A 19,115-nucleotide genomic window follows, 5' to 3' on the forward strand; every position below is an offset into this window, starting at 1 on the left:
CTTCGCCCGGGATGACGCGCCCCAGGCAGTCGGCCGTGAGGGTCCAGTTCCTGACTTCCCGCCCGACGGCGGTCCACAGTGGCGCGACCGTGCCGGCTCGTTCCGGCTTCCTGGTCCCCTCGCGGTGTGAATGTGTGAGGCCAGTCAACCAGAGCCCACCGGGCCCCGCTATTGCGGGGTCCACTACGGTGGACGGCGTGCGCTACGACTACCTGACCGACGGCTCCGACATCTACCGCGAATCCTTCCGGATCATCCGCGAGGAGACCGATCTCACCCGCTTCCCCGACGACGTGGCCCGCGTCGTCGTGCGCATGGTCCACGCCGCCGGAGCCCCGGACGTCGCCGACGACGTGGCCTTCACCCCGGGCGTCGTGGCCGCCGCCAACGCCGCCCTTCGGGCCGGCGCGCCGATCCTCTGCGACTCCTCCATGGTGGCCACCGGCATCATCGCCTCCCGCCTCCCCCGCGACAACGACGTCGTCTGCCACATCAAGGACCCCGGCCTCGCGGCGCTGGCCGCCGAGAAGTCGATGACCAAGACCATGGCCGCGATCGACCTGTGGCTGCCCCGCCTCGACGGCGCTGTCGTCGCCATCGGCAACGCCCCCACCGCACTCTTCCGGCTGCTCGAGGTGGTCGCGGAGACCGGCGTGCGGCCGGCCGCGGTGATCGGCATCCCCGTCGGCTTCGTCGGCGCCGCCGAGTCCAAGCAGGCATTGGCCGACAACGACCTGGGCCTTGAGTACCTTGTCGTCCACGGCCGACGGGGCGGCTCGGCCCTCACCGTCGCCGCCGTCAACGCCATCGCCAGCACCGACGAGCTGACCAACACCTCGCGCCAGGCCTGAGAATCGCCGACGAGTCCCCTGCCACGACTACGCTGAGGCGCATGCCCGCCCGCCGCCACGCACCCCGCGACGAGGTGGTGTACAAGAACCGCTACGTCGGCAGGGTGGAATACCACACCAGCCGCACCAGCTTCGGCGACGCCTCGATGGTGTCCTACCGGTTCCCCTGCCAGGTGCCGCAGAAGACGAGTCCAGACTTCGTGCTCGTCCACGGCATCGGCGTCTCTGCCCGGTCGTACGGACCGACAGCGGTGGAACTCGCCAACCACGGCGACGTCCACCTCATCGACCTGGCCGGCTACGGCCGCTCACCGCGCCCGGACCGCGACCTGACCATCGCGGAACACGCCGCGCTCGTCGGGAGGTTCCTCGCGGAGAAGGACCTCGACCACCCCGTGGTGGTCGGCCACTCGATGGGGGCCCAGGTGGTGGCGCAGTTGGCGGCCGACTATCCCGACGAGGTCGATCACATCGTGCTCATCGCGCCTGTCGTGACGCCGACGGCGAGATCACTGGCGAAGGTGGCAGGGCTGCTGCTCACCAACGGGCTCCGGGAGCCGCCGCAGGTGGCGGCGATGGCCATCTACGACTACCTGTTCCGGGCCGGGGTGCCGTACATGGTCAAGCAGACCCCGCACCTGCTGGAGATGGACCTCGACGCCGTCGCGGGGCGGATCGACGCCAAGACGCTGGTGATCGCCGGGCTCGACGACCCACTCGTGCCGTTGGACTGGGCGGAGAAGCTCGCAGGCGCGTTCCAGCACGGCTGGTTCGCGACGGTGCCGGGGCCGCACGCCACGATGTTCGCCTCGCCCAAGCTGATCGCCGATCTCATCGACGAGCATGCCCACCGCTGAACGCGAGCCCCCACCGACAGAAGCGATCAGAAGTGATGCCGAGGTCCCCCCAAGACCTCGGCATATCCGCAGTCTCACGACATTCCCCGGCACACGCGTCCAGGACGGTACGAAAGTACCCTGGCCGTCCCCGCCCGAGTCGACGGCGGCAGGCTCCCCCCTAGGATGACCGGGTGGGACGGAAAGCACTCTCGAGCGGCGCGCTGGAGGTCCTAATCGCGCTCGTGATCATCACGGTTGAGTTTCTCGCCCCGCGCGCCCGCCTCGTCCTCACACCCGAGATCGTGGCCCTCGACGTCGCGGCCTTCGTCACGGTGGTGGTCGCGGTCCGCTGGCCGAAGGGCGGCGCCGCGCTCACTGTCGTCATGGCCATCACGGCGGCGGCCGTCGACGAGAACTCCCTCGGCTTCTGGGGTTACCTCCTCATGCTCCCGGTCGTCGCTGCTCTGCGGACCGGCCGCTGGGCACAGGCCGCCGTCATGGCGGCAACCGTGTTCATCACGTCCGTGACCGCCACCGCCCGCAAGCTCGGGGAGGAGTTCGACGCATTCGAGGTGATCCTCGGGTGGCTGGCGCTGGATGCGGTGTTCGTGCTCGTCGGGCTGGGACTCAATGCGGTGTCCCGGAATGCCGCCGAGGCCGAGGCCAGGCGCCAGCAGGATCTGAGGCTCCGGGCCACACTCGACCTGCACGACTCGGTGGCCCGCGAACTGACTCTGATCTCGATGGAGGCGGACGCTGCGTACCAGGCCGGCGGGGCACCGCCCGAGACGCTTGCCGCCTTGTCCGAGCGTGCCCGCAACGCCGGGGCCGCCCTCCGCGACACCATCCGCATGATGCAGATCGGCGAAGCCGCCGGACCAGATGCCGGATTCGCCGAGACGCTCGGCCAGGAGATCCGGGTCCTCAAGCGGCGAGGCCATGAGGTCAGCGCCTCCGGTGACCTGACCCCCGCCCTGCCGGTCGCAGTCGATCGTGCGCTCGCCCAGATCGTCCGGGAAGCTCTCCACAACGTGGCCAAGCACGGCACAAGACACGGCCATTGCACCATCGTGGGCGAACTGTCCGCCGTCGACTACCAGCTGGTCATCGCCAACCAGATGGCTTCCGAGCAGATCCCCGGTACCGGGCTCGGTACCCTCGGCATGCGCCATCGCGCCACTCTCGCGGGCGGGACGCTCCACCTGGCATCGGCGAACGGCACGTGGACCTGTCTGGTGGAGATGCCGCTGGCGGCGAGGCAGCTCCAGGCATGATCACGGTCGGAATCTGCGACGACGACGCCCTCGTCCTCAGCTATCTCACGAGCACTCTCTCCCGCGTCGACGACATCGCCGTGGTCCACCAATGCGCCGGTGGGCATGAGGCGCTGGCCGCCTCCCCCGTCGACATATGGCTGATGGACATCCGGATGCCGGGCATCTCCGGAGTGCAGGCCTGCCGGTCGCTGACCTCCCGCCCCAACCCGCCGCGCGTCCTGCTGCTCACCAGCCTCAGCACCACGACCCTCCCCGAGGCCATCGCGGCCGGGGCCAGCGGCTTCCTGTACAAGGACACGCCCGGCAAGGCGCTCGCGGCCGCCATCAGGACCGCCCACAGCGGGATCTTCGTCCACTCACCCGACGCGGCGCGCGCCCTCACCACCCGTGTGACCAGCCGGGAACCAGCTCCCGACGGTGTGTTGCGCGACGCCGTCGACCACGAGCTGATCCGCGCCATCAACGCGGGCCGCAGCTACGACCAGATGGCCGAGGCGCTGGGGATGTCCGTCTCGGGTGTGAAGAAGCGCGTAGGCATCCTCATGAAGCGCGCGGGCGTGACCAGCCGCCCCCAACTGATGGCCCAGTCCGCCTCGTGGGGCATCAGCCCGGTCCCCGGCACAGCGCACACCTCGAAGGACCGCTGACATGGCGCGCCGCGGGCAACTCGACGCCTCCAAGCTCCGGCCCGGCTGGACCACCGGCGCCTGCGCCACCGCCGCCGCGACCGCCGCCTACGAGGCCCTGCTCACCGGCGAGTTCCCGGACCCGGTGGAGGTCGAGCTGCCCCAGGGTCGCCGACCGTCGTTTGCCCTGACCCTCGAGCAGGTGACCGACGGTGTCGCGATGGCCGCCGTCACCAAGGACGCCGGCGACGACCCCGACGTCACCCACGGCGCCCTCGTCCGCGCCTGGGTGCGGCCCGGCCCGCCGGGCTCGGGCGTGCGGTTCGTCGGCGGCCCCGGCGTCGGCACCGTCACGCTGCCCGGGCTCCCTCTCCCTGTGGGCGAGCCGGCCATCAACCCCGCACCCCGGGCGATGATCACGGCGAACCTCTCCGCCGTCGCCCGCCGACACGGCGTGCCCCTCGACCTCGAGGTGACCATCGGGGTCGACGACGGCGAGGCCCTCGCGCGGCACACGTGGAACCCGCGCATCGGCATCGTCGGGGGGATCTCCATCCTCGGCACCACCGGCGTCGTGGTCCCCTACTCGTGCTCCGCGTGGATCGATTCGATCCGGCGCGGCGTCGACGTCGCCCGCGCCGCCGGCCTGCAGCACCTGGCCGCCTGCACCGGGTCGACGTCGGAGCGTGTCGTCTCCGAGCTGTATGGCCTGCCCGAGCTGGCCCTGCTGGACATGGGTGACTTCGCGGGGGCGGTGCTGAAGTACTTGTCCCGCCACCCCGTCGAGCGCCTCACGATCTGCGGCGGGTTCGCCAAGCTCACCAAACTGGCCGCCGGACACCTCGACCTGCACTCCCACCGAACCCAGGTGGACCTGTCCCACCTCGCCAGCCTGGCGGTCCAGGTCGGTGCCGGGGAGGCGCTCGCCGCGGCGATCCGTGCCGCCAACACCGCGGCAGAGGCCCTCGACCTGGCCGAGGCAGACGGCATCCCGCTGGGCGACGCCGTCGCCACCGCGGCCCGCGATCACGCCCTCACCGTCCTGCGCGGCTCTCCCGTGGCGGTCGACGTCATCTGCATCGATCGGGGCGGCGCAATCGTCGGCAACTCGGCTTGATGAGGGATGCGGCACGTCGGTCCGGTGAATAATGGATGCCAGGCGTGCTCGTGTCGCCTCTTCCTCGCGGCCAGGCCGCGGGTCGAAGTGCCGCCGGGCCCGAGGACAGCGTCCGCCGTCGGCACCACAGCGGAGGAGGGCGATGTCTCCCCAGGAACGGATCCAGCAGCGCCGCCGGTACCTGATGTGCCGGCCGGACTACTTCACGGTCAGCTACGAGATCAATCCGTGGATGAACAGCACGCGCGCGACCGACACAGCCAAGGCGGTTCGGCAGTGGCAGGAACTCCACGACACCTACCTCAGGCTCGGGCACGAGGTCGACCTCATCGAGCCCATCCCCGGCCTGGACGACATGGTCTACACGGCCAACGGCGGGCTCGTCATCGACGGCGTGGCCCTGGGCGCCCGATTCGCCGTCGGCGAGCGTCGGGGTGAGGAGCGCCCGTTCCGGGAGTGGTTCGCGGCCCACGGATTCGACGTCGTCGAACCGGTCGCGACGCAGGAGGGCGAGGGTGACCTCATGCTGGTGGGCGAGACGATCCTCGCCGGCTACGGCTTCCGGTCCCAGCTGGACAGCCACGCCGAGGTCGCGGACGTGTTCGGGCGCGAGGTCGTCTCGCTGCGGCTGGTCGACCCGAGCTACTACCACCTCGACACGGCCGTCTGCGTCCTCGACCCGGTGCAGGGCCTCGGCGGCGTCGAGCGGGCCAACATCGCCTACCTGCCGTCGGCCTTCGACGAACGCGGCCAAGGCGAGCTGCTCGAGCGGTTCCCGGACGCGATCCGCGTGCCTGCCGCCGACCCCGCGAGCCTCGAGCTGAACGCGGTCAGCGACGGCCGCAACGTCGTTCTCTCGCCGCCCGTCACCAGCCTCGACGCCCAGCTGCGCGAACGCGGCTACCACCCGATCCACGTCGACGTGTCCGAGCTGCACCTCGGCGGCGGCGGGATCAAGTGCTGCACCCTGACCCTGCGAGGAGGCACATCGTGAACACGACGACAGATGCGCTCACCGTGACGGCCCGCCTCATCCATGACGAGGGCGAGCACCTGGCGCGCAACTACGACCCGTTGCCGGTGGTCGTGTCGAGCGCGGAGGACGTGTGGGTGACCGACGTCGAGGGCAGGTGCTACCTCGACCTGCTGTCGGCGTACTCGGCGCTCAACTTCGGGCACCGGCACCCCGAGCTGGTCGCAGCGGCCGTCGACCAGATCGGCCGGCTCACCCTGACCAGCCGGGCGTTCCACAACGACCGGCTCGGCGCCTTCGCCGCCGCCCTGGCGGAGCTGTGCGGCAAGGACCTCGTCCTGCCGATGAACACCGGGGCGGAAGCCGTGGAGACCGGCATCAAGGCCGCCCGCGCCTGGGCGTACCGGGTCAAGGGGGTGCCCGCCGACGCGGCGCGGATCGTCGTGGCCGCGGGCAACTTCCACGGCCGCACCACCACCATCGTGGGGTTCAGCGACGACCCGCTTGCCAGGGACGGGTTCGGGCCGCCCACCCCCGGTTTCGACATCGTGGCGTACGGCGACGCGGGCGCGATCGAGGCGGCCATCAACGACAACACCGCGGCCGTGCTCATCGAGCCCATCCAGGGCGAGGCCGGCGTCATCATCCCGCCTGAGGGGTACCTGCGGGCCGTCCGCGAGCTGTGCACGCGGCACAACGTGCTGTTCATCGCCGACGAGATCCAGTCTGGCCTGGGCAGGGTGGGGACGACGTTCGCGTGCGACCGCGAAGGCGTCGTCCCCGACCTCTACTTGCTGGGCAAGGCGCTGGGCGGGGGCATCCTGCCGGTGTCGGCGGTGGTCGGTGACCGCGACGTTCTCGGCGTGTTCCGGCCCGGCGAGCACGGGTCGACGTTCGGCGGTAACCCGCTAGCCGCGGCGGTCGGGCTGCGCGTGGTGGAGTTGCTCGGCACCGGCGAGTTCCAGGAGCGCGCGACAGCCCTCGGGCATCACCTCAAGGGCCTCCTCGACGAGCTGCTGGGCCACGGCCTGACCGAGGTCCGGGTGGCCGGCCTCTGGGCAGGGGTCGACGTCGAGGCGTCGCGCGGCACGGGCCGCGACGTGGCGCTGAGGCTGCTGGAGCGCGGTGTGCTGGTCAAGGACACCCACGGCCAGACCGTCCGCATCGCACCGCCGCTGACGATCCAGGCGGCCGACCTGGGCTGGGCCGTCGAGCAGCTGAGGCTGGTCCTCCAGGCGCCATGACCGGTGACCTACGCACATCTTCCTGGGGGGACTTATCTGTGCATATGCACGGATGAGTCCCCCCAGGAAGATGTCGGAAGAGCAGTGCGCTGTGATCAGGGGGTCGGATCGGGTTCGGACAGGGCCGCCACGATCGCGTCCCGGACATCTCGCGTGCGACGGGGCTCCCGGTTCCCGACGACGCCGACCGTCACGCCCCGCACCTCCGCCGTCGCCGGGGTCCACGCCGAACCGCCGCGGGCGTCGTCGGCCCGCACGCAGAACGTGTGCCTCAGCTCCGCGCCCTCCGCGACCCTCGCGTTCACCTCCGGCGAGTCGGTGGCCGCCATCACGTACCAGGTGCCGTCGAGGTCGGCGTCGTCGAACTCCCGCGCCAGCCAGGTCAGCCGGCCGGCGTCGGCAAGGGCCTCCACGGCCCGCGTGACCGACGGCGCCACCACCCGCACCCGGGCACCCGACTCCACCAGCCGCGACGCCCGCCGGCTGGCCACCTTCCCGCCCCCGACGACGAGCACGTCACGTCCACCGAGCATCAGCCCCGCCAGGTACGCGGGCGACCCGCCCTCCGACACCGGCAACGTCTCCCGGTACCGCTCCGCGACCACGTCCGCCAGCGCCGCGCACGCCCCGATCACGTCGGCCACCCGCACCTCCGCGTCCGGGTGCGCCCCCTGCCACTCGGCGGCCTGCTCCCGCGTCCAGCCCTTGAGCCGGCCCGCGAACAGCCAGTGCCCCATGACGACGATGCGCCTCGCGCCGTGCGCGTACGCCCGGTCCAGGGCCTCCGGCAACGATGGCCGGGTCACCTGGATGAACGCGGACTCGACGTCGGCCCACCCGCCCCGCTCGAAGAGCAGCCGCGCCACCCGGAGGTGGTCGGCGTTCGCCTCGGGCACCAGCGCACCGCGTCCGACGAACACCACCGTCGTCTCGGACGGTTCCCACTCCCCCGCGGCCTCCGTCAGCCGCGCCTCGACGGCCTCGATCAGCCGCGGCTCCGGGCCCAGGTGCCGCGCGTACTCCACCCGGCTGCCGGGTACCCGCGCCGTCGCCTCGGCGATGAACTGCGGGATGTCGGAGCGGACGTGGCCGCCGGTGCCGAGCATGAGGGGCACGACGACGGCGCGGCGCCCGCCGTCGGCCAGTGACGCCACCAGCGCGTCGGTGATGGTGGGCTGGGCCAGCTCGACGTAGCCGACCGTGACCGGGACGCCGGGCAGCCGCTCCGCGACGAGCCCGGCCAGCTCCTCGCACTGCGCCACGCCCTCGCCCACGCGGGTGCCGTGGGCCGCGATGATCAGCGGCACGCTCATGCGTCCACCTCCTCCACCGTGTCCGGCATCCACTGGTAGTCCCGCGGGGTGACGATCAGCCGCCGCCCGCCGCCCGAGGTGACGAACCTCGTCGTCGACGATCCCACCACCACCAGCGAGTTCATGTCCACCCACTCGGGCTGGAACTCGGCCAGCGTGCTCATGATCACCTTCTGCCGCGGGCGGCACGCCTGCTGCACCACCGCGACGGGGGTCTCCGGCGAGCGGTGAGCGCCGAGGATTTCGAGCGCGCGCGGGAGGTGGGCCGTGCGGGTGCGCGACCGGGGATTGTAGAGCGCGACCACGAAGTCACCGACGGCGGCGCCCTGCAGCCGCCGCTCGATGTTGGGCCACGGGGTGTGGAGGTCGGACAGGGAGATGGTGGCGTGGTCGTGGCCCAGCGGCGCGCCGAGGATCGCGGACACGGCGAGGCTGGCGGTCACGCCGGGCACAATGTCGACGTCGATCCCGTCGGTGCCCTGCTCCAGGACGGGGCTGGCCATGGCGTAGACGGCGGGGTCGCCGCCGCAGACCAGGGCCACGTTCTCGCCGGCGCGCGCGGCCTCGATCGCGGCGGCGGTGCGCGCCTCCTCCGTGCCCATCTTGGAGGCCATGACGCGGACGCCGGGGCGGATGAGGTCGCGGATCTGCTTGACGTAGGGGCCGTAGCCGACGACGAACGTCGCCTGCTGGAGTCGCTGCTTGGCTCGCGGGGTGAGGAGGTCGCGGACGCCGGGGCCGAGGCCCACCACACTCAGCCGCCCCCGGGCGGGGATGCGGCCGACGGCGCACGTCGCGTCGGTGCTGCGCTGCTTGGCGACGATCAGCTCGGCGCCGTGCGCGAGGACGGACGCCTCGGCGACCGACGGCGTGCCGACGTGCCCCTCCACCATCGCGCTGGGCGTCGGCACGGGCTGGGCGGCCAGTTCGTCGGCCGGGTAGTCGATGAGCTTCACGCCTAGCTGCTTGACGAGTTGGAGCAGCCCGATCTCGCCGGCCTTGAGGTCGACGGTGGTGATGGCGGCGACGGACTCGAGGGCGAGGCCGTGCTCGGCGAGGGTGCGCTCGAGGAGGTCGCGGAGGTGGGCCACGTCGGTGCCGCGGTTGCAGCCCATCCCGACGACGAGGCTCCTCGGGTGGAGGACGACCGTGCGCCTGAGTGGTTGCGATTCATAGGCTTCGAGGCCGCTTCGCGGCACCTCAGCCAGCGGATGGGGCACCTCAGCCCTCGAATCGGTCACGACGATCGTCGCGACGGGATCCTCGGCGTCCGCCGACACGTTGGCGGGCAGCGGAGGAAGCGGCCACGGCTGCGACTTCTCCACCCGCACGGGGCGACCGTCGAGGATGGCCCTCGTCACGCCCGCGACGTCACCGCGGTACGCCCACCCGAGCGTGTCGAGGGCCGGGATGTTGAGCGCATCGGTGGCGGTGGTGAGCACAGGCGTGCCCCCCGTCGCGTCGGCGATGCGCCTGGCCAGCTCGTTGGCGCCGCCCACGTGCCCGCCCACGAGCGGGACGGCGAACCGGCCCGCCTCGTCGACCACCACCACGCCCGGGTCGGACTTCTTGTCCGCGAGCAGCGGGGCCAGGATCCGGGCGGTCGCGCCGAGCGCGAGGTGGGAGACGATGAGGTCGCACTCCCGCCACGCCCGCACCAGCCCCTCGGCGGCCGGACCGTCGTAGCGGCGGGTGGCGGCGCCGAGAGCGGCGTCGATCGCGTCGGCGTGCCTGCGCGCGGCCTCCGAGTTGGTGACCTGCCCGACGACTGGGCCGTCGGCGCCGCGCTCCGCGGGCACGGAGTCATCGAGGATGAGCACCACGTTCGGCTCCGCGACCTCGGCGACGGCGGCCTCCTCGGCGCTCAGCTCGCGCACCCGCTGATCCGGCTCCCCGAGGCGCTCCGCGACCACGTAGCGTCGCGACCATCCCTCGAGCGCCGCGGCCAGCTCGCGGACCCCGGCGCCCGGTCCGGTCAGCACCGCAACCTTGGGGTGCCGCCGCGTCGCTGCCACGGCGTCGTCGATGGGGCGGCCGTGCGCGGAGACCACGAGGGCGTCGTCCCAGGGCAGCGCGACGGCGGCGAACGCGGCCGCCACCGAGCTGACCGCGGGCGTCACCGCGAGGTCGAGCCCCTCCTCGCGGAGGCGGCGGACGATGCCGTGGAATCCGGGGTCGCCGCTGGCCAGCACCAGCGCGTCGTCGCCGTCGGGCAGGGCCTTCAGCCGTTCGACGGCGGGGCTGAGCGCGCCGAGGACGACGCGCCGCTCGTCGGGCACGCCGAGGGCGTCGAGGTGGCGGCGCCCGCCGACGACGAGCGCCACCCGTCCCGCGAGGCTGCGGGTGGCCGGCGAGATCTCGCCGAGGTAGCCGTGAACGTGAATCATCGGTCCTCCTCCAGGACGCCGCGGGTGCCGTGGGCGCGCAGGTCCGCCTGCGCCTCGGGTTCGGCCGCGCGGTACTCGTGCCGGAAGCCGGGGTGGTAGAGGTGGCTGCGGGTGGCGAGCGGGCCCTCGGCGAGCGCCGGCCCGACGAGCACGACGGTGTGCTTCCACAGTTTGTGCTCGCGCATGGTCTCGGACAGGTCCTTCAGCTCGCAGCACAGCATCAGTTCGTCGGGCCAGGACACCTGATAGCCGACGATGCAGGGCGTCTCGGGTGGGTAGCCGCCGGCGAGCAGCTCCTCCTGGAGCGCCTTGTTGCGGGCGGCCGATAGGTAGAGCGCCATGGTGGTGCCGTGGGCGGCGAACCCGCGGACGGTCTCGCGCGGCGGCATCGGGGTGCGGCCGCCCTCGAGGCGGGTGAGGACCAGGCTCTGCGACACCTCCGGCACCGTCAGCTCGACCTCCATCCGCGCGGCCGCGGCCGAGTAGGCGGAGACGCCCGGGACGGACTCGAACTCGAGGCCCAGGCTGCGGATGAGGTCGCGCTGCTCGGCCGTGGCGCCGTAGATGGCGGGGTCGCCGGTGTGGACGCGGGCCACGAGGAGGCCCTCGTCGCAGGCGCGGCGGTAGAGGGGCTCGATGTCCTCCAGCGACGCCGACGCGGAGTCGACGAGTTCGGCCCCCGGCTTGGCGCCCGCGACGATCCCGGGGTGGACCAGGCTCGAGGCCCAGATGATGATGTCGGCCTCCGCGATCACGCGGGCGCCGCGGACGGTGATGAGATCGGCTGCGCCGGGGCCGGCGCCGACGAAGACGACCTTGCCGCTCACAGCCGGCCCCCCGTCGCCGAGCGGGTGGGGGCGGCCAGGACGGTGGAGAAGTAGGGGGCGGACTCGCCGTCGGCCAGGTCCGAGAGGCGGACGAGGCGTTGGTTCGGCAGCGAGACGTCCACACCCATGACGGCGTCGCGGCCCTCGCCGCGCAGCAGCTCCGCGACCTCCGGCAGCCGCCGCCCGCCCTTGTAGGCGACTGTGGAGTCGGCCACGGCGAGCACCTCGCGGAGGCGGTCCATCCCCGCCGTCACCGGGACGAGAGCGAGCACCTCCTGACCCTCGACCAGCGGCGTGCGGCTGGCAGCGGCCAGGGCCTGCATCGCGGTGATGCCGGGGATGACCTCGATCTCCACGTCGGTCAGCTGTTCGACGACGTGCGCCGCCAGGTAGGAGAACGTGGAGTAGACGCTGGGGTCGCCGACGGTGGCGAACGCGACGGTCGCGGCGCCGTCGACGAACGCATCGACGGCGGCCTGGGCGGAGGTCAGCCACGCCTGCTTGCGACGCGGGGAGACTCCCGACTTGTCGGCCATGGAGAAGGGGACGCGGACGATCCGTGACGCGGCGTCGGGGCAGGCCGCCTGGACGATCCGTTCCGCGCGGCCGGGCCCGTCGCCGGACTCCTCCGTCGCGGGGACGAGGATCGCGTCGGCTGCCTCAAGGCCGCGCACCGCCTTGACGGTGATCAGCTCCGGGTCCCCGGGGCCGACGCCGACGCCGACGAGTAGTCGCGCTGAAACGGGGGGAATGTTGGGTACGGTCATCTGCCGTGGCCTCCTGGGATCGCTCGCCCGAATGGTTGGCCGCGCAGGCCCGAGTTCCTGACTGCCCCATCTCGGGGTCACAGTGGCGGCACCGTCCCGGACTCACACCGGGTTCCTCGACGTCGCCTGCGCGCAGCGTCAGTCTGTCAGACCCGGCCGCCGGGCATCTGCGGGGGTCGCCCAGCCTGCGGTCGCCCGCCCGGCGGGCGGGTCCGAGGGCTGTCGCCGGGGCGTGACAAGCTGGCCCCCATGCACACGCGCGAGTTCTGGCTGGAGGAGCCCCCCGCCGATGAGTGGGAGCTCCCGCCCGACGACGGCCCGGGGGGCCGAGACGATCCCGGTCGCCTTCCGGACCCTCCAGCGGCCCAGGCACGGCCCTCGCTTCGTGCGGCGGCTGCTGCGGCGCCACCGGCGGGCCGGGTGGCCCATCGCGGGTCCGCCGGACTGCGGGACGAGGCCCTGGACGCGCTGCGCAGCCTCACCGGCCGGCCCGACGCCGAGTTCCACGACGGCCAGTTCGAGGCGATCGAGGCCCTCGTCGACGGGCACCGGCGTGCGCTCGTGGTGCAGCGCACCGGCTGGGGGAAGTCGGCGGTGTACTTCATCTCGGCGCTGCTGCAGCGCCGCGCGGGCGCCGGGCCGGCGCTCATCGTGTCACCGCTGCTGGCGCTCATGCGCGACCAGGTGGCGGCCGCCGAGCGGGCCGGGGTGCGGGCGGTGGCGATCAACTCGGCCAACGTCACGGAGTGGTCCGACATCGAGCAGCTCCTGGACGCCGACGCCGTCGACGTGCTCCTCGTGTCGCCCGAGCGCCTCGTCAACCCGCGGTTCCGGGAGCAGCAGCTACCGCGGCTGATCGCGGCGATGGGGCTCCTGGTGATCGACGAGGCCCACTGCATCAGCGACTGGGGCCACGACTTCCGCCCCGACTACCGCCGCATCCGCACCCTCATCGCGGAACTACCCGACGAGATCCCCGTGCTCGCAACCACGGCCACGGCCAACGAGCGGGTCGTCGCCGACGTCGTCGAGCAGATGGGCATCGGCGGTCACGAGGTGTTCACGCTGCGCGGTCCTCTCGCCCGGACGTCGCTGCGCCTGGGCGTCCTGGACCTCGGCACCGCCTGGCGCCGCCTTGCGTGGCTGAGCGAGCACCTGTCCGAGCTTCCCGGCAGCGGCATCGTCTACTGCCTGACCGTCGCTGCCGCGGAGGACACCGCCGCGCACCTGGCCAAGGCGGGGCACTCGGTGCTCCCCTACACGGGCCGCACCGACGCCGCGGAGCGGCTGGAGGCCGAGACGGCGCTGAAGGAGAACCGCGTCAAGGCGCTGGTGGCGACGTCTGCGCTGGGCATGGGCTTCGACAAGCCGGACCTCGGCTTCGTCGTCCACCTCGGCGCCCCGAGCTCGCCGGTGGCGTACTACCAGCAGGTGGGCCGCGCCGGCCGCGCCACCGACAACGCCGACGTGCTGCTGCTCCCGGGCCCGGAGGACCGCGACATCTGGCACTTCTTCGCCACCAACGCGATGCCGACGCAGGCCCGCGCCGACGCGGTGCTGGGCGCACTGGCCCACGAGGGGGCCCCGCTGTCGGTGGCGGCGCTGGAGTCGCGGGTGGACCTGCGGCGCGGGCAGCTGGAGTTGCTGCTGAAGGTGCTGGCCGTCGAGGGCGCCGTCGAGTACGTGCAGGGCGGGTGGGTCGCCACCCGCGCGGAGTGGATCTACGACGCCGAGCGCTATGGCCGCATCGCCGCCGCCCGCCGCGCGGAGCAGGACGCGATGCTCGGCTACGAGGCGGGCAGGGAGTGCCGGATGGCATTCCTCACCGCCGGGCTCGACGATCCGCACGCGGCGCCGTGCGGCCGCTGCGACGTGTGCGCCGGGGTCTGGTTCCCCACCGGCATCAGCGCCGACGACGAGGCCGCGGCCAAGGCGGGCGTCGACCGGGTCGGCGTCGAGCTCGCCCCGCGGGCGCTGTGGCCCGGCGGCCTGGACCGGCTCGGCGTCACCGACGGCGGCAAGAAGCTCAGCGGGAAGATCGCCCCGGATCAGCGGCTGGAGCCGGGCCGGGTGGTCGCCCGGCTCACCGACCTCGGCTGGGGCGGCACGCTCCGCGACCTGTTCGCCCCAGACCGTGACGGCCGACCCGTCGACGCCGAGGTGCCCGAGGGCCTGGCCCAGGCGTCGCTCAGGGTGCTGCGCGAGTGGGACTGGACGCAGCGGCCCACCTCCGTCGCCTGGGTGCCGAGCATCAGCCGGCCCCGGCTGGTGGAGTCGCTGGCCACGGGCATCGCGACAGCGGGACGGTTGCGGCTGCTCGGCCCGCTGGAGCTGAGCCCCACCGCGACTCCGTTGGACCGGTCGACCAACAGCGCGTTCCGGGTGCGCGACGTGTGGAACAGGTTCCGGGTGCGGCCCGCGATGGCCGAGGCCCTGGCCGCCCAGACCGGGCCGGTGCTGCTCGTCGATGACCTCGTCGAGTCTCGCTGGACACTCACCGTCGCCGGCCGCCTCCTCCGCCGCGCCGGCGCCCCCGCGGTGCTGCCGTTCGCGTTGGGGACGTACTGACGGACAGCTGGCGATCGGTCTGGGGACGGCCGAAGGCCTGGCGGTCGTGGCACGTTCTCATCAAGACCTAACACCAGCCAACTAACCCGTCACCAAGGGCGTCGCTACAGCGATCAGCGCGAGCAGGGCAGCCGGTGGCTGGCCAAGGACGCGAGTGAGCGGCAACCTGGTCAGTCCCCCTTGTGGAGGCGCTCCCGCCAAGTGTGAGCTGAGGCATGAATCGCACTGAACACAATGCAGAAGATCAGCCCCGTGGGCACGATGGCGCCTATCGGGCGTGTCTCCAAGCCAACTATCATCAGTGCTGCGGTGATGCCCGCCATCCCCACTGCAAGAACGGCGGCTGCGGTGAGGAATCGAGACCACCAAGAACGCAGGCCGGTTCGGGGAGAGCGCTCAGTCACAGGCATCATTGAGGTCCGGGAGTGTACCGATGCCCCAGAACGCCAAAGCGCAAGCAATACCACCAGGCCCGGAAGCGATGGTGACAACACCGCAGATCGCGGTCGAGGCTGCGAAGAACGAGTACGAGGCCACATATGCCTGCCAGCAGTCAAGCGCGCGGGTACTAACGGGAGGCGTATCGACCCACTCAACGGCTAGATCAGCACCTGATCCCGAAACTGCAATGAACTTGCCTTCGGTTGCCTCCACAAAACGGGCGATCTCAGCATCGGAGCTGACGGCAGTAAAGAAGTCCAGGTACACGCGCTCCGCCTCCGATGAGGAGCCCCGCATGATCTGTTCGAACCCATCGCTGTTGGCAAGGGCTGTGCGTCGGTCCCGGAAACCAACGGGATCGGCGGTTCGTGCCTGACGGACAATCTCGCGCATCCGTCGTTCGTCCTGAGTGGCTGAACTGGATTCCGGGATATCGCTGGACCTCCCCTGAGCGTTTGCATGTGGGGCAGCGCTCGCAATGGATGTCGAGTTCACAAGCGCCGTTCCTATCACTAGTGCCAAAGCTAGTCGAGCCACCTAGCCAAGACGCCTGAATCATTCACGTCTACATTCCTGTCTTCTCTGTCGGCACGAAAAGAGGCTAACAGAAACGGGGTTCACACTGGGGCCCAGCTCTCGCTGACTTGCGACTCTGAAAACCTTCGTCAGCTATGCGGGTACGAAAGTACCCTCGCGGGTGGACTTCACCTTAGCAACTGCTAATGAACGGGTCATTCACAGCGTGAGCGGGGGTATCCAGCAGTGGCTGGCGCCAGGAGTGTGTCTCCGTGGCCTCTTTCCACCGGCATCGCCGAACGGATGATGGCCGCCGGGGGAGGCGCCACCTGGGGCGAAGTCGGTGGGTGCTGGACGCGTTCATGCCGAGCCTCCCCTCCAACTGAGGCTACGGCTCGGACCGGGTTGCCGGGCCCCCCGGCCGAGCCGCCTCGGGTCAGCGGGCGAGGGCGAGCAGGCGATCCAGGTCGGCGTGCGCCTCAAGGGCGTCGGCGACCGTCTCGATCATCGTCTCACGCCGGGCCGCGAAGCCGGGGGCACCGTCGGCGGGGGCCCAGTTGCGCCCGGCCAGGGACGCGACCTCCTGCAGCCAGGCCCGGCGGAAGCCGTCGGATTCGAGAGACCCGTGCCACATCGTCCCCCAGACCGGGCCGGCGTGGACGCCTTCGAGGAACTCCTCGTGTCCGTCGTCGACCCGCACCCGACCGTGGTGGATGACGTAGCCCTCGACGTCGTGCCCCCGCCAGCTTCCCGACGGCCGGCCCAGCACCTTGTCCGGGTGGAACACCGTGTCCGCGGGCAGCAGCCCCAGTCCGGGGACGGCGCCCGCGTGGCCGGCCTCGACGGGGTCCGTGATGGTACGCGTCAGCATCTGGAAGCCCCCACAGATCCCCAGCACCGGCCGCCCCTCCTCGGCGCGTGCCTCGATCGCGGCCGCTATCCCCGTCTCCCGCAACCACGCCAGGTCCGTCAACGTGGACCGCGACCCCGGCAGCACGGCGAGATCCGCCGCCGCAACGGTGGCTGGATCCGTCGTCACCACGACGTCGACCCCCGGCTCCTGGGCCAGCGCATCGACGTCGGTGGCGTTGGAGATGCGCGGCAGGCGGACGACGGCCACCCGCAGCGTCCCGCTCCCTGTTGATGCGGCGGGCCGGGCGTCGCCGCGCCACCGGCCGACCTCGAGCGCGTCCTCGCCGTCGAGCCAGACGCCCGGCAGCCAGGGCAACACCCCGAACGACGGCAGCCCGCAGCGGCGCGTGAGCTCGGTGAGTCCGGGGTCGAGGATGGCCTGGTCGCCGCGGAACTTGTTGATCAGATACCCGGCCAGGAGGGCGCGGTCGTCGTCGTCGAGAAGACCCCAGGTGCCGTAGATGGAGGCCAGCACTCCACCGCGGTCGATGTCGCCGACGAGCACCACCGGCAGGTCGAACGCTCTGGCCAGGCCCATGTTGGTGTAGTCGCCGTCGCGCAGGTTGATCTCGGCCGGAGAGCCCGCGCCCTCGCAGATCACCAGCTCGTGCGCGGCGACCAGCTCCCGATACGCCTCGTGGGCGGCCTCGGCGAGCAGGCGGCGACCGGTGGCGTACTCCCCCGCCTCCAGTGCGCCCGCGGGCTCGCCGCGGAGCACGACGAAGGAGCGCCGGTCGCTGCCGGGCTTGAGCAGCACCGGGTTCATCGCCGACGTCGGCGTCTTGCCCGCCGCGATCGCCTGCAGGTACTGCGCACGGCCGATCTCCGCGCCGTCGGCGCACACCATGGAGTTGTTGCTCATGTTCTGAGCCTTGAACGGCACCACGTCGATCCCGCGACGGCGTGCGGCCCGGCAGAGCCCGGTGACCACCAGCGACTTGCCCGCGTCCGACGACGTCCCCGCGATCAGGATCCCGGTCATGCGCCACTCCCCTTCCGGACTGATTTCACCCGCACGCACGCAAGGTCACGCTTCTTAGGCTTCGAGGCCGCTTCGCGGCACCTCAGCCAGCGAGAGGAGCCCGCCACCGCGGCGAGTCCCGTCGCCATCGCGGTCACCACGCCCACGAGCCGGGCCGCCTTCCGCACCTCGGCCGCGCGGGGGCGCGGGCCGTCGCCGAGGAGGCCACGCTCCTCCACACGGGAGAAGTACACGTTGCTGCCACCCAATTGCACGCCCAGGGCGCCGGCCCAGGCCGCCTCGCACCAGCCACCGTTGGGTGAGGGGTGGTTGCGGGCGTCGCGGCGTAGCACCCGGAAGGCCTCCGCCGTCGACCCGCCGACGACCGGGGCGGCCACACAGGCGAGCGCGCCGGTGAGGCGGGCCGGGATGTAGTCGAGAGCGTCGTCGAACCGCGCCGAGGCCGTCCCGAAGCGGGCGTAGCGGTCGTTGCGGTGGCCCACCATGGCGTCGAGCGTGTTGACCGCCCGGTGGGCGAGAAGGCCGGGGATCCCGGCGACGGCACCCCAGAACAGCGACGCGACCACGGCGTCGGCCGTGTTCTCCGCCATCGACTCGACGGTGGCGCGGGCGAGCTCGGGCTCGTCGAGGCCGGCGGGGTCGCGGCCGCAGAGGTGGCCGAGCCGGGCGCGGGCGCCGTCGAGATCGCCGTCGTCGAGGCGGTCGGCCATGAGCCTGCCCTCGCGGGCGAGGCTGCGGGCGCCGAGGACGGCCCAAGTGGCCAGCGCGGTCGCGGCGACGTGCGTGACGGGGTGACGACGTGTGGCGCGCTCGGCCGCGACCCCTGCCGCGACGATCGGCGCCACCGTCGCGGCAGCGAACGCGGCGCCGCGGGCGCGGTCGTCGGCGTACAGAGACCGCTCGACGCGCGACGCGAAGGTCCCGAACCACGCGACGGGGTGGTGTCTGGCCGGATCCCCAAGCACGGCGTCGGCCGCCACCCCGAGGACGATGCCGAGCGCGCGCGTGATCACGGTGCCGACGCTAGCAGTAGCCAGAGGCGGGTCTGGCGGGCGCCTCGGCAAAGGCTCCAAGTCCCGGAGCGCTACTCCAGGAACTCCAGGAAGGCGTCCATCGCGCGCGGACCATAGACCGTCGCGGGACCACCGCGCATGAGGATGGCCACCCCGAGCGCCTCAGCCACCTCGTCGGCGGTCGCTCCTGCACGCGCCGCTCCGCGGGCATGGCTGGCGATGCACCCGTCGCACTTGTCCGTCACGCCGATCGCGAGCGCGATGAGCTCCTTGGTCTTCGTGTCGAGCGCGCCCGGGCCGAGCACAGCCTTGTGCATGGCCGAGTAGCCGGCATACACCTCCGGGATACGGGAGCGCAGTTCCTTCGCGGGTCCCTGGAGATCCTGGAGGACCTTCTTGCCGTGCTCGTGCGTGGTCATGTCTCTCCTGACTGCCGTAGTGCATGGTGAGCCTTGACCAATT

14 protein-coding genes, 2 pseudogenes and 1 riboswitch are annotated in these 19,115 nt (G+C 72.0%); of the genes and pseudogenes, 8 read left to right on the forward strand and 8 right to left on the reverse strand.

Annotated elements, in window-relative coordinates:
* Positions 1-197: 197 nt before the first annotated feature.
* From BCR15_RS07615 to rocD, 7 genes are all read left to right on the forward strand, one after another.
* On the forward strand, positions 198-851 hold the full coding sequence (locus BCR15_RS07615; RefSeq protein ID WP_068751601.1) for a precorrin-8X methylmutase: 654 nt from the start codon (positions 198-200) through the stop codon (positions 849-851).
* Positions 852-892: 41 nt separating this feature from the next.
* Positions 893-1,708: an alpha/beta fold hydrolase gene (locus BCR15_RS07620; protein ID WP_068751602.1), complete on the forward strand. Its 816-nt coding sequence runs from the start codon at positions 893-895 to the stop codon at positions 1,706-1,708.
* Positions 1,709-1,881: 173 nt separating this feature from the next.
* Complete coding sequence (locus tag BCR15_RS07625; RefSeq protein ID WP_068751603.1) at positions 1,882-2,964, forward strand: sensor histidine kinase; 1,083 nt, start codon at positions 1,882-1,884, stop codon at positions 2,962-2,964.
* Positions 2,961-3,614: a response regulator transcription factor gene (locus tag BCR15_RS07630; RefSeq protein WP_068751604.1), complete on the forward strand. Its 654-nt coding sequence runs from the start codon at positions 2,961-2,963 to the stop codon at positions 3,612-3,614. Before BCR15_RS07625 ends, BCR15_RS07630 begins: the two co-directional genes overlap by 4 nt.
* A gap of 1 nt (position 3,615) precedes the next feature.
* Complete coding sequence (locus tag BCR15_RS07635; protein WP_068751605.1) at positions 3,616-4,710, forward strand: cobalt-precorrin-5B (C(1))-methyltransferase; 1,095 nt, start codon at positions 3,616-3,618, stop codon at positions 4,708-4,710.
* Between the two features lie 142 nt (positions 4,711-4,852).
* On the forward strand, positions 4,853-5,704 hold the full coding sequence (ddaH, locus tag BCR15_RS07640) for a dimethylargininase (protein WP_068751606.1): 852 nt from the start codon (positions 4,853-4,855) through the stop codon (positions 5,702-5,704).
* Entirely contained in the window at positions 5,701-6,927 is a 1,227-nt protein-coding gene (gene rocD, locus BCR15_RS07645; protein WP_068751607.1) for an ornithine--oxo-acid transaminase, read from the forward strand. Before ddaH ends, rocD begins: the two co-directional genes overlap by 4 nt.
* A 95-nt stretch (positions 6,928-7,022) precedes the next feature.
* Here rocD and BCR15_RS07650 read toward each other — a convergent pair whose 3' ends face one another.
* From BCR15_RS07650 to cobI, 4 genes and pseudogenes are all read right to left on the reverse strand, one after another.
* On the reverse strand, positions 7,023-8,240 hold the full coding sequence (locus tag BCR15_RS07650) for a CbiX/SirB N-terminal domain-containing protein (RefSeq protein WP_068751608.1): 1,218 nt from the start codon (positions 8,238-8,240) through the stop codon (positions 7,023-7,025).
* Positions 8,237-10,627: a precorrin-3B C(17)-methyltransferase gene (gene cobJ / locus BCR15_RS07655; RefSeq protein WP_068751609.1), complete on the reverse strand. Its 2,391-nt coding sequence runs from the start codon at positions 10,625-10,627 to the stop codon at positions 8,237-8,239. The genes BCR15_RS07650 and cobJ overlap by 4 nt, the downstream gene beginning before the upstream one ends.
* A pseudogene (gene cobM / locus BCR15_RS07660) lies at positions 10,624-11,485 on the reverse strand (precorrin-4 C(11)-methyltransferase); the annotation flags it as partial. The pseudogene cobM and the gene cobJ, both read right to left, overlap by 4 nt.
* 61 nt (positions 11,486-11,546) lie before the next feature.
* Positions 11,547-12,221, reverse strand: a pseudogene (gene cobI / locus BCR15_RS07665) (precorrin-2 C(20)-methyltransferase); the annotation flags it as partial.
* Between the two features lie 29 nt (positions 12,222-12,250).
* A riboswitch (cobalamin riboswitch) is annotated at positions 12,251-12,366 on the reverse strand.
* Positions 12,367-12,470: 104 nt separating this feature from the next.
* Here cobI and BCR15_RS07670 point away from each other — a divergent pair.
* Complete coding sequence (locus BCR15_RS07670) at positions 12,471-14,789, forward strand: RecQ family ATP-dependent DNA helicase (protein ID WP_078919775.1); 2,319 nt, start codon at positions 12,471-12,473, stop codon at positions 14,787-14,789.
* 396 nt (positions 14,790-15,185) lie between these two features.
* Here the strand turns inward: BCR15_RS07670 and BCR15_RS14635 are convergent, their stop codons facing one another.
* The 4 genes from BCR15_RS14635 to BCR15_RS07685 form a co-directional block, all read right to left on the reverse strand.
* Positions 15,186-15,623, reverse strand: a complete 438-nt coding sequence (locus BCR15_RS14635; RefSeq protein WP_141680070.1) for a hypothetical protein — start codon at positions 15,621-15,623, stop codon at positions 15,186-15,188.
* Between the two features lie 559 nt (positions 15,624-16,182).
* The gene (locus BCR15_RS07675) at positions 16,183-17,640 is read right to left on the reverse strand and encodes a cobyric acid synthase (protein ID WP_068751613.1); all 1,458 of its coding nucleotides are present in this window, start codon (positions 17,638-17,640) and stop codon (positions 16,183-16,185) included.
* Positions 17,637-18,653, reverse strand: coding sequence for a cobalamin biosynthesis protein (locus BCR15_RS07680; protein WP_228383446.1), 1,017 nt, complete (start codon positions 18,651-18,653; stop codon positions 17,637-17,639). Before BCR15_RS07680 ends, BCR15_RS07675 begins: the two co-directional genes overlap by 4 nt.
* A gap of 71 nt (positions 18,654-18,724) precedes the next feature.
* A complete protein-coding gene (locus BCR15_RS07685) occupies positions 18,725-19,072 on the reverse strand; it encodes a carboxymuconolactone decarboxylase family protein (protein WP_068751614.1) in 348 nt (115 codons plus the stop codon).
* Positions 19,073-19,115 lie beyond the last annotated feature (43 nt).

The sequence above is a fragment of the Tessaracoccus lapidicaptus genome (assembly GCF_001693815.1).
In the GTDB taxonomy this organism is placed as follows: Bacteria; Actinomycetota; Actinomycetes; order Propionibacteriales; family Propionibacteriaceae; genus Arachnia; species Arachnia lapidicapta.